This is a genomic window from Salinibacterium sp. CAN_S4 (assembly GCF_015752305.1).
GTDB lineage: Bacteria > Actinomycetota > Actinomycetes > Actinomycetales > Microbacteriaceae > Rhodoglobus.
Window position 1 is genome coordinate 1 of record NZ_JADOVB010000004.1, and the last position, 14,095, is coordinate 14,095.

At 66.3% G+C, this 14,095-nt stretch carries 15 protein-coding genes; 8 read left to right on the plus strand and 7 right to left on the minus strand.

Going from position 1 to position 14,095, the window contains the following annotated elements:
* Nucleotides 1–756: 756 nt before the first annotated feature.
* Nucleotides 757–945 carry a hypothetical protein gene (locus IWX81_RS10660; RefSeq protein ID WP_199281310.1) on the plus strand — a complete coding sequence of 63 codons (189 nt, stop codon included), beginning with the start codon at nucleotides 757–759 and terminating at the stop codon, nucleotides 943–945.
* A gap of 92 nt (nucleotides 946–1,037) precedes the next feature.
* Complete coding sequence (locus IWX81_RS10665) at nucleotides 1,038–1,991, plus strand: nuclease-related domain-containing protein (protein ID WP_199281311.1); 954 nt, start codon at nucleotides 1,038–1,040, stop codon at nucleotides 1,989–1,991.
* Nucleotides 1,992–2,006: 15 nt separating this feature from the next.
* Here the strand turns inward: IWX81_RS10665 and IWX81_RS10670 are convergent, their stop codons facing one another.
* From IWX81_RS10670 to IWX81_RS10680, 3 genes are read right to left on the minus strand one after another with little or no spacing between them, the layout of a single operon-like run.
* On the minus strand, nucleotides 2,007–2,303 hold the full coding sequence (locus IWX81_RS10670) for a hypothetical protein (protein ID WP_199281312.1): 297 nt from the start codon (nucleotides 2,301–2,303) through the stop codon (nucleotides 2,007–2,009).
* 30 nt (nucleotides 2,304–2,333) lie between these two features.
* On the minus strand, nucleotides 2,334–2,819 hold the full coding sequence (locus IWX81_RS10675) for a 2'-5' RNA ligase family protein (RefSeq protein WP_199281313.1): 486 nt from the start codon (nucleotides 2,817–2,819) through the stop codon (nucleotides 2,334–2,336).
* Nucleotides 2,816–3,562: a phosphoglyceromutase gene (locus IWX81_RS10680; RefSeq protein ID WP_199281314.1), complete on the minus strand. Its 747-nt coding sequence runs from the start codon at nucleotides 3,560–3,562 to the stop codon at nucleotides 2,816–2,818. Before IWX81_RS10680 ends, IWX81_RS10675 begins: the two co-directional genes overlap by 4 nt.
* 257 nt (nucleotides 3,563–3,819) lie before the next feature.
* Here IWX81_RS10680 and IWX81_RS10685 point away from each other — a divergent pair, with 257 nt between their 5' ends.
* The gene (locus IWX81_RS10685) at nucleotides 3,820–4,593 is read left to right on the plus strand and encodes a class I SAM-dependent methyltransferase (protein WP_199281315.1); all 774 of its coding nucleotides are present in this window, start codon (nucleotides 3,820–3,822) and stop codon (nucleotides 4,591–4,593) included.
* A 106-nt stretch (nucleotides 4,594–4,699) separates the two neighbouring features.
* Here IWX81_RS10685 and IWX81_RS10690 read toward each other — a convergent pair whose 3' ends face one another.
* From IWX81_RS10690 to IWX81_RS10705, 4 genes are all read right to left on the minus strand, one after another.
* The gene (locus tag IWX81_RS10690) at nucleotides 4,700–5,806 is read right to left on the minus strand and encodes an FUSC family protein (RefSeq protein WP_199281316.1); all 1,107 of its coding nucleotides are present in this window, start codon (nucleotides 5,804–5,806) and stop codon (nucleotides 4,700–4,702) included.
* 10 nt (nucleotides 5,807–5,816) lie between these two features.
* Nucleotides 5,817–6,872: a CAF17-like 4Fe-4S cluster assembly/insertion protein YgfZ gene (gene ygfZ / locus IWX81_RS10695; RefSeq protein ID WP_199281317.1), complete on the minus strand. Its 1,056-nt coding sequence runs from the start codon at nucleotides 6,870–6,872 to the stop codon at nucleotides 5,817–5,819.
* A complete protein-coding gene (locus IWX81_RS10700) occupies nucleotides 6,841–7,437 on the minus strand; it encodes an FABP family protein (protein ID WP_199281318.1) in 597 nt (198 codons plus the stop codon). The genes ygfZ and IWX81_RS10700 overlap by 32 nt, the downstream gene beginning before the upstream one ends.
* A gap of 153 nt (nucleotides 7,438–7,590) precedes the next feature.
* Nucleotides 7,591–7,848: a hypothetical protein gene (locus IWX81_RS10705; RefSeq protein WP_199281319.1), complete on the minus strand. Its 258-nt coding sequence runs from the start codon at nucleotides 7,846–7,848 to the stop codon at nucleotides 7,591–7,593.
* 55 nt (nucleotides 7,849–7,903) lie between these two features.
* Here IWX81_RS10705 and IWX81_RS10710 point away from each other — a divergent pair, with 55 nt between their 5' ends.
* From IWX81_RS10710 to IWX81_RS10730, 5 genes are all read left to right on the plus strand, one after another.
* Nucleotides 7,904–8,596, plus strand: coding sequence for a response regulator transcription factor (locus tag IWX81_RS10710; protein WP_199281320.1), 693 nt, complete (start codon nucleotides 7,904–7,906; stop codon nucleotides 8,594–8,596).
* Nucleotides 8,565–9,434, plus strand: a complete 870-nt coding sequence (mshD, locus tag IWX81_RS10715) for a mycothiol synthase (protein ID WP_199281321.1) — start codon at nucleotides 8,565–8,567, stop codon at nucleotides 9,432–9,434. Before IWX81_RS10710 ends, mshD begins: the two co-directional genes overlap by 32 nt.
* A 243-nt stretch (nucleotides 9,435–9,677) precedes the next feature.
* On the plus strand, nucleotides 9,678–11,855 hold the full coding sequence (locus tag IWX81_RS10720; protein ID WP_199281322.1) for an RNA degradosome polyphosphate kinase: 2,178 nt from the start codon (nucleotides 9,678–9,680) through the stop codon (nucleotides 11,853–11,855).
* 2 nt (nucleotides 11,856–11,857) lie between these two features.
* Nucleotides 11,858–12,793, plus strand: a complete 936-nt coding sequence (locus IWX81_RS10725; protein WP_334593904.1) for an NUDIX hydrolase — start codon at nucleotides 11,858–11,860, stop codon at nucleotides 12,791–12,793.
* 141 nt (nucleotides 12,794–12,934) lie between these two features.
* A complete protein-coding gene (locus IWX81_RS10730) occupies nucleotides 12,935–14,041 on the plus strand; it encodes a phosphate ABC transporter substrate-binding protein PstS (protein WP_199281324.1) in 1,107 nt (368 codons plus the stop codon).
* The last annotated feature ends 54 nt before the right edge of the window (nucleotides 14,042–14,095 follow it).

Genomic DNA, 14,095 nt, shown 5'->3' on the forward strand with positions numbered 1-14,095 from the left:
CGCTGTTGAGTTCTCAAGGATCGGACGCTCCTGACCTCCACCGCAACACGGCTTCACCCAGAGCAACACCTTCATCAGCCACCCCCGCAGAGCGAAAGGCAACCTGTCTAACTTACCAGCTACAGCGCTACTGTCAAGTCAGCTGATGTGCACCTGAACAGTGCGAGAACAACTGGCTAACACGCGTATGAAGCGGGTTCCCATCCTAAGATCTGAAGTCGAAACCTGCAAGAGCAGGATCGCTATCTGACTCGACCGAAACCCTAGGGTTTCGGAGGATGGTGGCCCCCACTTGAGGCCGGAAATCCAGCAGCTAAGCTGACTTGATTTTCCGCACCTTTGGGGTGACAAGAGATGACTTTACGTGCTTCTCCGGCTGCCCGGCAAACCAACCCACATCCCGGGCGTGTCGCCTGCAGGCGACCGCTCATAGTCGCGAAACTCCGGCGTCCGCCGAGTCTTGCTCGGCTGGCGGATGTTGGCGCACAACACGGGATGCAGCCATGGCAGGCCTGTGGCTGCTTCGTCCCCGGGAGGGACCCAAAGCGTCACTAGCCTCGCAAGCCGAGCCATGGCCCCTCAGCGGGCCCACCCTTCTGCTGACCTGTTTCCTGTTGCACACACCACACCACGTCGGGCGATCGGCGAGCGGCCGCAACTCTGCCTTCACCACTTGCCTCTCCGTGCAGCAACCGCAAGGACTGGAAAATTGTCGGCTGAAGGGTATGAACTGGAATTCACACAAAGGAGACCGAAATGTCTGACACAGATAAAGAGTTCGACGACACAGGCATCATCGAGGCGCAGGGTCCGGATGTCGAAGTCAGCAGCGATGCCCCCGCGCCGAGCACTGGTCTGGATCCAGCCCAGGCGTACCTCGAAGATCAGGTGCGCTCGGTGCGCTCAGCTGAAGAGGGGCAGCGCGAGGAGCCCGGCACGGAGTAGAGCAGAGTCGGGGATCGCCGGATACACCGGCACGAAGACCCACCCCCGAACACGGGCTGTTGCCCCTCGCCTCGCTCCCACAGACTCGAGTCGTGAGTGATCTTCGACAACGAGTGCCAGGCCATTCCCTCATCGACATGCTCCTCCATCAGTGGGACATCGGTACGATCCGGTTGGATGCCGCGACCAACGGGGTCGTCGTCGACGACAAGGCCGTCAGTTGGTACCGCGGGGTCATCGGAGAGCGCCGCGTGGGAACAATCCTCGATTCTCTCGGCACATCGCACACGGTGCTCCACTCGGTTCCCGTCGGCAAGGGCTCAAGCGACATCGACCAGGTCGTCATCGGCCGCGCGGGCGTCTTCACCATCAACACCAAGTACAGCCCGGGCAAGAAGGTCTGGGTAAACGGATATGGGCTGTTCGTCGACGGACACAAACAGTTCTACGTGCGAAACTCTGCCGCGGAGGCTCGTCGCGCTGCCGACCTGCTGTCTGAGGCATCCGGACTCACAGTCCCCGTGACCGCACTGATCGTATTCGTCGATCCTGGACCGATCACCCACAAAGGCCCCGCAGGCGGTGGCGAGCATGATCCCGCCATCCGGGTACTGGCCGACGCTGAACTGTTTCGTGTGTTCATGGACCGTCCGCAGTTCAGCGACGAGCAGGTTGCCCGCATCGTCGCCGCCGCAGTGCGTCCGGCAACGTGGCACCGATCGCCGGCGGAGTCCACGGCCGGTCACCACATCACCCGTGAATTCGAAGCCCTCGAAGAGGAAGTCGGCCCGCATCTCGCGCGCGCCTTCGTTGCACCCTCGAAGGTTTCTGTGCCGCGGATGCCCGCCCCCTCCGCTCGGGACCGCGTCGGTTATGGCCGTGCCCGCCCCAACGCCACCCGAAACCGCGCGCGATCTGCTGCGTCGCGCCGACCTGCCTCGCGTAAGCGCCAGTCGTACCTGGACAGGCTGTTCAGCGGGGTCGCGGTTCCTGCGGCGGGCCTCTTCGGGCTGTGGATCTACCTGAACGTGATCACGGGCAAGTAAAGCGGCACCACGGGCTCAGTCCCCGCCGCCCCCACCGCCTCCGCCGTCGCCTCCGCCGCTGTCGCCACCCCAACCACCGTGGTCGCCCTGGTGGTGAGACGGACCGTGGTGATGCGACGAACCACCGATGTCACCGGTGATAAACGGGGCACCGCCGTCGCCGCTGTCTCTCTTTCTGGCGCGAGACAGGGACGCAGCTTTAGTTCCGCGACGAGCAAACATCACGATGATGACAAGCAGGACGACAGCGACAACAATCGCAATGACGATGCCGGCACCACCAGCGGCAGAATCGATCCCCAAGGTCACCATGAGCGAATAGTAGCCCTCGCGAAACGCGAACTAGCGCAGCGCGGCCAGATCCTGCAGCTCGCCCCGGGCGATGATCTCGTGGCTTGTGGGATCCCAGCCAGCAGCCCGATCGATCAGCGCAAGCTGGCCGACCTTCAGCACGTCACCCTCGCGCAGTCGCGCGGTCTTCTGCACCGCCACGTGCGGGGCGAAGTGCTGCATGATCTGAACGGATGCCTCGAACCTGGCCCCGAGCAGCAGCAGGCCGTGGCACAACTCGCGGTGCAGCTCGGTCAGGGCCACGTTCGGCTCGATCCTGGTGACGAGGCTGTCCCCCGCGAGCCAGGCATCCTGACCGCAGAGAAGAGTCAGCGGCGGATGGGAGGCCGTGACATCCACGAGGAATTCGCTCACGTCGTACGTGCAGCCTTCGAGCACGAAATTGCCGACCACAGTCAGATGCAGCGGCCACCGGTTATGCGAGAAATCGCTCGCCGGTTCGAGCAGCGCACTGACCGTGAAACGGCCTGAGGTCACTTCTTGGCGCCCTGCGCTGCGACAGCCGCCGCGCCTGCCGCCGCAGCCTCGGGGTCGAGGTATTTCGCGGGGCCGGTCGGCATGAAGTCGTCGTCGAGTTCGTACACAAGCGGGATGCCCGTGGGGATGTTGAGCTCGGCGATCGCGTCATCCGAGATGCCGTCGAGGTGCTTCACCAGCGCGCGCAGTGAGTTGCCGTGGGCGGTGACCAGTACGGTCTTGCCTGCCGCGAGGTCCGGCACGATGTCGGACTGCCAGTAGGGCAGCATCCGGTCGATGACGAGCTTGAGGCTCTCGGTGCGAGGGATCTCGCCATCGATGCCGACGTAACGCTCGTCGTGCACCTGGCTGTACTCGGCATCGTCGTCGAGCACGGGCGGCGGCACGTCGAAGCTGCGGCGCCACTCCATGAACTTCTCGGGGCCGAACTTCTCGAGCGTCTCGGCCTTGTCCAGCCCCTGCAGCGCGCCGTAGTGGCGCTCGTTCAGGCGCCACGTGCGCTTCACCGGCAGCCAGGCGCGATCGGCGGCATCCAGTGCGAGGTTGGCGGTCTGAATCGCGCGGGTCAGCAGGCTCGTGTAGAGCACGTCGGGCTTGAGACCGGATTCGGCCAGCAGCTCTCCCGCCCTGGTCGCCTCGGCAACGCCCTGATCGCTGAGTCGCACATCGACCCAGCCGGTGAACAGGTTCTTCTGGTTCCAGTCTGAGTTGCCATGGCGGAGAAGGATGAGGGTGTGCGTCATGGGTACCAGCGTAGCGACGGCGGCTGGCGTGACCCGGCAGACACCGCGGGTTGCGTGAGGCCGATGTTCATAACTCCTGCAGCAGGCCGGACTGGGACGCCCCGATCTGCGGAATTCCGCGGACGAGCTACCGGCGCGCACGCGACCTGCAGGAGTTATGAACATCGGCACGGTATGCCCCCAGCCCGCACACACGGCGCGACTCGAGAACAGCCCGACTCGGGCACTCCGGGGCGGGGGTGCGGGAGAATGAACCCATGCCCATCGGTCAGGTCACGCGCGGAACGACCGGCACCAACAGGCTGCGCCGCGTCGACCGGTGGATCGCGCAACTCGCGCCACTGCGGCTCGCGAGCGTGCCGCTGGTCGTCGACCTCGGCTACGGGGCATCCGCCACCACGTCCCTCGAGCTGCACCAGCGGCTGGCACGCGTACGACCCGACGTGCAGGTCGTCGGCATCGAGATCTCGCAGGCTCGCGTGGCCGAAGCCAGCAGGAGCGCGCGGCCCGGGGTGAGCTTCAGGCTGGGCGGCTTCGAAGTTCCGGGCGACAGGCCCACGATCATCCGGGCGCTGAACGTGCTGCGGCAATACGACGAATCGGAGGTGCTCGCGAACTGGCACCGCATGGTCGACCGCCTGCAGCCCGGCGGGGTGCTCGTCGAGGGCACCTGCAACGAGGTCGGCAGGGTCGCCAGCTGGGTGGATGTCACCACCGCCGGCCCCCGCAGCCTCACCGTGAGCCTGCGCCTCGCCGAACTCGACCGGCCGTCGATCGTCGCTGAACGTCTGCCGAAGGTGCTCATCCACCGGAACATTCCCGGCGAATCCGTGCACGACTACCTCGCCGACCTGGACCGCTGGTGGCAGGTGCACGCACCGCTCGGCGTGTACGGGCCGTCGCAGCGCTGGGCCGCGGTGGCGGCATCCATGAAGCAGAGCTGGCCGATCCTGGGCACGAAAGCACGGTGGCGACTCGGCGAGCTGACCGTGGACTGGGATGCGGTGGCGCCGCTCGGCTTCGAGTGGTGAGCCCATCTACACCTCGACCCCCATCCACCCTCGAGTGTTCCGGTTCTGCGGCCTCGGAACGGGATCACCTCACAAAAGCGGAACACTCGGAGGGAATGTAGTCCCGCTACACCTCGGGCAGCAGGTCCCGTGCCTCCTCGATCGGCATTCCGGTGCCCACGAGCAGGTCGACGACCAGCGGGCGCAGCATCAGCACGATGGCCTGGTCTGTGAGGTGGGCGTCGGGGACGATCACGGCCGGATCGAGCTGGCGGGCGGCATCCGTCAGCAATGATCGAGCGGCACCCGCGAGTTGAGGGTCGTCGGCCTCCTCGCCGATGAGCCGGAGTCCGGTGGCTAGCCGCGCCACGATCTCGGCGAGCGCCGGCCGCTTCACTCCGTCGCGCACGAGGAACTCGGCTCGACGGGCGACGGTGCGCAGGTGGCGCGCGGCAAGATCAGCCGCGGCCAGAAAGCGTACGTCGCGGTGCAGCTCGGGCAGCCGCGCGCGCAGGAACGGTGAGATTTTCGCCACCGCGATCGCGCTCTCGAGGTCGGTCGTCCACGCGTCGATCAGCGGCTGGGTGCGCCGCAGCCGGTTGAGCCCGAGTTCGCCGGCGGCCTCATCCGCGTCCCGGAGACAGTCCACCACGTTGCCGACGCCCTCATCGACCGTCGCGAACAGGCGACGGCGGCCGCGCGACGCATCGCGGTTGGGGTTGCGAGGGATGAGCGCGGTCGCGAGCAGCGCGACAACGCCAGCGACTATCGCGTCGAGACTGCGGGTAAACGCCAGGCCGCTCGGGTCGGGCACGATCACGACGATCCCGGACTGCACGGCGGCAGCGACCGCGAACGCCGGATTCGGGGAAAATGCCCGAGAGACCAGCAGCACCACGAACAGCACGAGAGCGATCTGCCAGACACCCTTGCCCACGACGAGCACCATGAGCTCGCTCAGCGTGATGCCGATCGCGACCCCGAGGGCGTTGTCGAACACACGACGGGGCCGGGCATCCCTGGTGAGGCCGAGCGAGGTGATCGTCACGGCTACAGCGATGAACGGTGTCGGATGCCCCAGCAGGAAGTGCGAGATCGAGTACGAGGCCACGGCCGCCGCGACGATCTGGATGACCGCGGGCAGCGATTCCGTGGCGCGCCGCACGGCGGACCGCACAGTGACCCGTACGTGCACCCGCCGGGCGAGGCGACGAAGCGGAGCGGAATCGGTCATGTCGTGCGAATCAACGCCGCACGGCACCGAGTCGCGGAAGGCGGGGAACGTTCGCGGAGGCACCGGCATCCGTCGGCACGATCACTTCCTGGGCGGCGGCGATCCGTATCTCGTCCACCCTGACCACGAGCTCCGCAGCGGGGTCGACGTTGCGCTTCACGATGGCGAGGGCAATGGGCCCGAGCTCGAAGTGCAGCGCTGCCGAGGTGACGCGACCGACTTCGGCATCGCCGACGAGCACCGGCGAACCGGCAGCAGCGTGCACGCCATCCGAGCCGTCGAGGTGCAGCATCACGAGCCGGCGCGGCGGATGCCCGAGGTTGTGCACCTTTGCGACGGTCTCCTGGCCGCGGTAGCAGCCCTTCGACAGGTGAACGGCCGAACGCAGCCAGTCGAGCTCGTGCGGGATCGACTTCTCGTCGCCCTCCGTCACGAGCCGCGGACGCCAGGCGGCGATGCGCAGGGCCTCGAGCGCGAGGGATCCTGCCGCCGGGAACGCGCTGAGGTCGGCGTCGCGGGTGACGAGCACCTCGCTGTACGTCCAGGGCGCATCCGGCCTCGACGCTGCATAGGTGTGGCCGGGGCCATCCAGCCACGGATCGTGCCAGGTGACGACAGCGGGCAGGTCGGGCGAACCGAGGGTGCCGATCGTCGCGAAGTCTGCCGTGCGGTCGGCGACCTCGACGCGCAGCATGAAGCGCATGCGGTCGAGCCAGGCGGCGAGGGTCGGGCCTTCGGTGGCGTCGACGAGCAGCCAGGCTGTCTCGCCGTCATCCACCAGCCGGATGGCCTGCTCGAGTCGACCGGACGGGTCGAGCAGCAGCGTCTCGGCCGACTCCCCCGGGGCGAGCTTCGCAACGGACTGCGACGTGAGCGAGTCGAGCCACGTCAGCCGATCCGGTCCCGTGATCGTGATGGCGGCACGGTCGGAGAGGTCGACGATCGCCTCGCCGTTCGCGAGCGCCTTCTGCTCGCCGAGCGGGTTGCCGTAATGCTGCGGTGGGTCGCCGACGGCTCCCGGCCTTGCGCTGAAACTACTCGACACGAGCGAGCCTTCCCGAAGCATGGGTGCGAAGGTCCTGACCGAGGGCGGCGATATCCCACGCCCAGAGCAGGTGGTTGTCGACGAGTCCGTAGAGCCTGGTCGCCGCCGCGTATTCCTTGGCGCTGGCGGTGCGCATGACGGCATCGGTGGAGAGGTCGATGCGCGGACCGTTGGCGCGACCGAGGTAGAACTCGTTGACGCCTCCCGGATGCACGATCGAGACCTCGATCTCGAAGCTGCCGTCTGAGCGGCGCAGGGTCTCGACCGCGCGCGCCGTCGTGAACGGTCGAGGTCCGATCCCGGGCAGCAGCCCCGGACCCGGGTCGCCCTCGAGCGCCGGCCTGGTCAGCTTCCAGTAGCCCGTCTCGGTGACGTGGGGGGTGCGATCCTCATCGAGCAGCCACGTGTACGAGTTGTAGTTGAGGTGCGGCAGGCCGTCGTGCGTGAAGCTCAGCCGCTGGCCGAACTCGAGGGAGCGTGTCTCGTCGCCCACCTTGTAGTCGACAATGCCAGTACCTTCCCACAGCCCGATGAGCCACGAGATGGGTGCGAGTTCCGCCGGGTTGGTGGCATCCAGTTCAATCACTGTGCCTCACCTTTCCGCTCTGGCTGAACCAGCTCAGCGCTGGCCGCGGAAGAGGTTGTACAGCACGACGACGGAGACGAATCCGATCGACAGCGTCGCCAGCACGAGGAGGCCGACGAAGAAGAGTTCGAGTGCGAGCAGCATCCTCTTATCCTATCCAAAGAGCAGGGTCGCACCGGTCGCCACAGCGAGGATGACGACGCTCACGCCGATGCTCGCCATCGCGCGCACGACGAACCCCTCGGGACGCCTCGTCGCCAGCTGCAGGGCGAAGGTGGCGATCACCGCAGCGGCCGCGACGACTCCGAGCCAGGTGAAGTATTCGTCACGGGGCGAGACCACGCCGATTACGACGGCTCCCACGAGCGCGATGAGCCACACCGGGATCACGCTTGCTGCCTGCCACCTCATATCTGCCATGGTATTCGATGGCCCGATAGACTATCCCCACCACTTTGGAGGCACGTTGGCGCAGCTGTTGATTTTGACCTCTGCGGTCGACGCTGAAGTCCTTCCCGCATTGGGGCTGTTGAGCCATAGCACGAGGCAGATTCCGGCGTCCCCGGCGTCGCTGATCTCCGCGCCCAGTTGCGACCTTATTTTCGTGGATGCCCGACAGGATCTGGCCAGCGCGAAGTCGCTGTGCAAGATCCTCACCACCACGGGTGTGACCGTGCCACTGATCCTCATCCTCACCGAGGGTGGGCTGACGGCGGTCTCGGCAGACTGGGGTGTGGACGACGTGATCCTCGTCTCCGCAGGCCCGGCCGAGGCCGACGCTCGCATCAGGCTCGCGCTCGGTCGCCAGGCACAGAACGCCGGCTCGTCGAAGATCCAGGCCTCGGGAGTCGTCATCGACGAGGCCTCATACTCGGCGAAAGTGCACGGTCGCCCGCTCGACCTCACGTTCAAAGAATTCGAGCTGCTGCGCTTTCTCGCCACCCACCCGTCGCGGGTGTTCACGCGCGAACAGTTGCTCAGCGAGGTCTGGGGCTACGACTACTTCGGTGGAACCCGCACGGTCGACGTGCACGTGCGACGGCTCCGCGCCAAGCTCGGCGACCTGGAGTCGCTCATCGGCACCGTGCGGAACGTCGGATATCGCTTCAATGTCTATGACGACGATAATGAGCGACCCGCTCTCGCCAACGCGCAGTAGCCTGCAGTCGCTCGTCGGGCGCGCGCGTGCTGCCGACGGATCGCCTCCGTTCTCGGACGGCGCTCTCGTCGAACTCGCGCAGGGCACAGCGAACCTGCAATGGCTCGATGGCGCCGCCGCGATCGTCACGGCCGAGTCAGTCGAGTTCGTCGTGGATCCGGATGCCCGCCGCCGAGGCCTCGGAACGCGCATGCTCGAGCACCTCACGACCGCGGCCCCGGGGCAACTGCTGTTCTGGTCGCACGGCGACCACCCCGGCGCGCGGGCCCTCGCCGCGAGTCACGCGCTCGAGCCGGTGCGGGAGTTGCTGCACCTCGAGGCCGTCGTCCCGGCCGAGTGTTCCGGATCTGTCGCCGAAACAGCGACTCGGGTCGCCGAAACGGAACACTCGCGGGCTGACGGCGCCGCCATCGCGCCGATCCGGCTGCCGGAGGAGGCTCAGGCGTGGCTGGGGCTGAACGCGCGAGCCTTTGCCGGGCATCCTGAGCAGGGCAGGGTGACGCGCGCCGACCTCGACACCACCATGGCGGAGTCGTGGTTCGACGCCGACGACTTCCTCGTGTTGCGCGACGGCCCTTCGATGATCGGATTCTGCTGGCTCAAGGTCGACGGTGGCGAAGGCGAGTTCTACGTGGTCGGTGTCGACCCGGACCGGCAGGGCGAGCGGCTCGGACGGCGGCTCGTGGAGGCCGGGCTCGCGCGACTGGCCGGCCGCGGCATTCGCATGGCGCACCTCTATGTCGAGGGCGACAACGCACCAGCACTGAAGCTGTATCGGGGTTTCGGGTTCACGAACCGGTCGGTCGACATCCAGTACCGCTGGGTACCGCAGGCCTGAACTCGCCGGCCACAACGTCCCCGGCGCAGTGTCGGTATTTTCAGGGTGTCAGTTGCGACTGATGTCAGTCTGAACTGACATCACGTGAAGGCGAGCACCGAGCCGGGGCCAGCGCCGACAGCGGCGGGCGGCAGGCAGCAGGCAGCGGGCAGCAGGCGCGAGCCCAGCGCGAGCCCAGCGCGAGCCCGCCCGGCGCGGCGCCCAGTTAATCCGACGTTCACGAGTGAGTGACAGTATGGGCAGATGGACAGTTCCCACAGCCTCACCGATGCCGCAGACGCGACAGACTCGCTCGACGAATACGACCTCGACGAGTCATCGAGTGTCGACGACGGGACTCTCGAGCCCGACCGCTTCCTCGACCGCGAGCTGAGCTGGCTCGCGTTCAACCAGCGTGTACTGGAACTGGCCGAAGACCCGGCGCTCCCCCTGCTGGAACGCGCGAACTTCCTCGCCATCTTCGCGAGCAACCTCGACGAGTTCTTCATGGTGCGCGTCGCAGGTCTCAAGCGACGCATCCTGACCGGTCTCGCTGTGCCTACCAACGTGGGACGTGCGCCGGTCGAGGTGCTGGATCTCGTCAGCGCGAAAGCCCACGAGCTGCAGGAGCGTCACGCGCAGGCGTTCCGCACCCTCGTCAAGCCCGACCTCGACGCCGCAGACATCCACATCGAGACCTGGGCCGACCTCGACGACGCCGACCGCGTCCGCATCGACGAGATTTTCTCCACCCAGATCTTCCCCGTGCTGATGCCGCTGGCCGTCGACCCCGCGCATCCGTTCCCCTATATCTCCGGGCTGTCGCTCAACCTGTCCATCCGGGTTCGCAGCCCCAAGAACGGCAAGGAGGAGTTCGCGCGCCTGAAGGTGCCGCAGAACCTGCCGCGGTTCGTGCAGCTTCCGGATGACAAGAGTGGGCTGCTCAGGTTCATTCCGCTCGAAGACCTCATCTCCAACCACCTCGGCGACCTGTTCCCCGGCATGGAGATCCTCGAGCACCACGAGTTCCGGGTCACCCGCAACGAAGACCTCGAGGTCGACGAGGACGAGTCCGATAACCTCCTCAAAGCCCTCGAGAAGCAGATCCTGAACCGTCGATTCGGCCCGCCGATCAGGCTCGAGATCACCGACGACATGGATGAGGTGACCCTCGGCCTCCTCATGAGCGAGCTCGACATCACCGAGCAGGAGGTCTACCGCCTGCCGGCTCCTCTCGACCTCGGCGGCCTCTTCCAGCTCACCAAGATCGACGAACCGAAGCTCAAGTACCCACGCCACGTGCCCACGACCGCCGTCGCACTGCTGCCGAGCGAACCGAATGCGACACCCAACATCTTCGCGTCGATCGCCAAGCAGGACATCCTGCTGCACCACCCCTACGAATCGTTCTCCACGAGCGTGCAGGCATTCCTCGAGCAGGCCGCGGCCGACCCGAACGTTCTCGCCATCAAGCAGACGCTCTACCGCACGAGCGGCGACAGCCCCATCGTCGAAGCCCTCATCGCCGCCGCCGAGGCCGGCAAGGCCGTGCTCGCGCTCGTCGAGATCAAGGCCAGGTTCGACGAGACCGCGAACATCAACTGGGCGCGCAAGCTCGAGAAGGCCGGCGTGCACGTCGTCTACGGCCTCGTCGGGCTGAAGACCCACTGCAAGCTCGCGCTCGTGGTGCGCCAGGAGCACGGGGTGCTGCGCAGCTACAGCCACATCGGCACGGGCAACTACAACCCCAAAACGAGCCGCATCTATGAGGATCTCGGGCTGCTCACCGCGAGCGGCACCGTCGGCAAAGACCTCACGCGGCTGTTCAACGAACTCTCCGGTTACGCCATCGAGAAGAAGTTCAAGAGGCTGCTCGTGGCCCCGCTCCACCTCCGCAAAGGGCTGCTCAAGCTCATCAGGATCGAGACCGAGAATGCGAAGGCCGGGCTGCCGTCGGGCATCCGGATCAAACTCAATTCGATCGTGGATGAGGCCATCATCGACGCGCTCTACCGCGCCAGCAACGCCGGCGTGCCGGTCGAACTCGTGGTGCGCGGCATCTGCTCGATCCGGCCGGGCGTCGAAGGCCTGAGCGAGAACATCACTGTGCGTTCCGTGCTCGGGCGATACCTGGAGCACGCGCGCATCTTCTCGTTCCACAACAACGGTGACCCTCAGGTCTACATCGGCAGCTCGGACATGATGCACCGCAACCTCGACCGCAGGGTGGAGGCGCTCGTGCGACTCACGAGCCCGGCCCACCTCGCCGAACTCGACCAGCAGTTCGATCTCGCGCTGTCTGATGAGACCTCGTCGTGGTGGCTGGAATCCGACGGGTCATGGACACGCCACCACCTCGCGGAAGACGGCAGCCGACTCCAGGACCTGCAGAATGTGCTCATGAAGCAGGTCTCCCAGCGCAAGCGCAGCAGCAGCCGTTGAGCGTGTCAGCACCGCCCGTGCTCGCGGCAGGCGCCGTGTGCTGGCGCATCGTCGACGGCAAAGCGAAAGTGCTGGTCGTCTACCGGGCGACGCACTCCGACTACTCGCTGCCCAAGGGCAAGCTCGACCCCGGGGAGACCCTGCCGGAAACTGCCGTGCGTGAGATCCGGGAAGAGACGGGCCTGGGCATCGTTCTGGGGCCGCCGCTGGGAACCGTCGACTACACGCTGCCGGGCGGTCGCGACAAGGTCGTGTACTACTGGGCTGCCGAAGTGGATGACCACGCCCTCGAGCTCGCCAGGTTCCAGCCCAACGACGAGATCGCCGCCGTCGAGTGGCTGCCCGTGGCAAAGGCCCGCAAGAAACTGACGTACCCGCACGACCTCGATGTGCTCGACCGTTTCGAGAAGCTGCTCGACGCCGACTGTGTGCGCACGTTCGCGATCATCGCCGTCCGCCACGGCAAGGCCGTTCCTCCGTCGACCTGGGATGGCCCGGATGCCACGCGGCCGCTCATGCACCGTGGCAGCGACCAGGCCGCGGGTATCGCCAAAGGGATAGCCGCGTTCGGACCGGAGAAGATCATGAGCAGCACCGCTGCCCGATGCCTCGCGACAGTGGCACCGCTGGCCGCCCTCACCGGCATCGAGGTCAAGCCGAGTGACCGGATCAGCCAGGATGCGCTAGAGAACGGCACCTCAGACGTGCCCTCTGTGACCTCTCGGCGACTGAAGAAGCGCGTGACCACCGTGCTGTGCAGCCACGGACCGGTGCTTCCGAGGCTCATCGCCGAGGTGGCCCACCAGTCGGGAACGTCGATGGATAACGCACTGCAGTCCGCGTCATCCCTCGACACCGGCGACTTCACTGTGCTGCACCTCTCCCGCGCCAATAAGGCCGCCGGGATCGTCGCGGTCGAGACCCACACCCCAGCCTGAACGCCGGTTGTTTGACGAGCGTTAACCTTCCGTTCACCTCAGGTGTCGATCTCGGTCAATCGCCGTGCATAAGTTCTTTCCTTGGGTCGCACCGGCCCACACCCTGTAATCCCAGCGAAACCTCCTGAAAGGGACACAACTTTGAACTCTGTACTTTCCCGGTACAAGCGCCTCGCCTCCATCGGCGCGGTCGCCATCGCAGGAACGATCCTCCTCTCGTCGTGCGCAGCAAACGAGGGTGGCACCCCCACCGACGAGGCGTCGGCTGAGACGCTGTCCGGCACCCTTGTCGGCGCAGGCTCATCAGCAGTAGGCGCAGCCCAGGAGACCTGGATCGCCGAATTCCAGAGCGCTAACCCCGACCTCACGATCACGTACGACCCCAGCGGTTCAGGAGCAGGCCGCGAGACCTTCCTCGGCGGCGGCAGCGACTTCGCTGGTACCGACCGCGCGTTCAACGACGAAGAGGTCGCCGCAGGCGGCTTCGCATCGTGCGCTCCCGATAGCGGCGTTGTGCAGCTCCCGCTCTACATCTCGCCTATCGCCGTCATCTTCAACCTCGAGGGCATCGAGACCCTCGACCTTGACGCAGCCTCGCTCGCTGGAATCTTCTCCGGCGCGATCACGTCATGGGATGCCCCGGAGATCGCCGCGCAGAACGACGGCGTCGAGCTTCCCGCTCTCCCCATCACCGCGGTTCACCGTTCGGACGACTCGGGTACCACCGAGAACTTCACCGACTACCTGAACCAGGCCGCTCCGGAGATCTGGACGGCTGAGGCTGATGGCGTATGGCCGTTCGAGGGTGGCGAGGCCGCACAGGGCACCTCCGGCGTCGTTGACGCGGTCACCAACGGCACCGGCACCATCGGGTACGCGGACGCATCGCGCGCCGGTGACCTCGGAACCGTGTCGGTTCTGGTCGGCGACGAATACGTGCCGTTCTCGCCGGAAGCCGCAGCTGCTGTCGTCGACGCATCGCCGTTCATCGATGGTCGTCCCGACTTCGACCTCTCGCTCGAACTCGACCGCACACCTGACACCGCCTCGTACCCGGTCGTGCTCGTCGCCTACCTGGTCGGTTGCGAGACCTACCTCGACGAGGCACAGGGGCAGCTCGTGAAGTCCTACTTCACCTATATGGCCAGCGCTGAGGGCCAGGCCGCTGCGCAGGAGGGTGCCGGTTCGGCTCCGATCTCCGACGCTCTCTTCGAGCGCGTCACCGCCGCGATCGACGTCATCAAGTAACACATCCCCACCCTGTCGGGCTGCGGCCCCGCGCATCGCGCGGCGGTCGTAGCC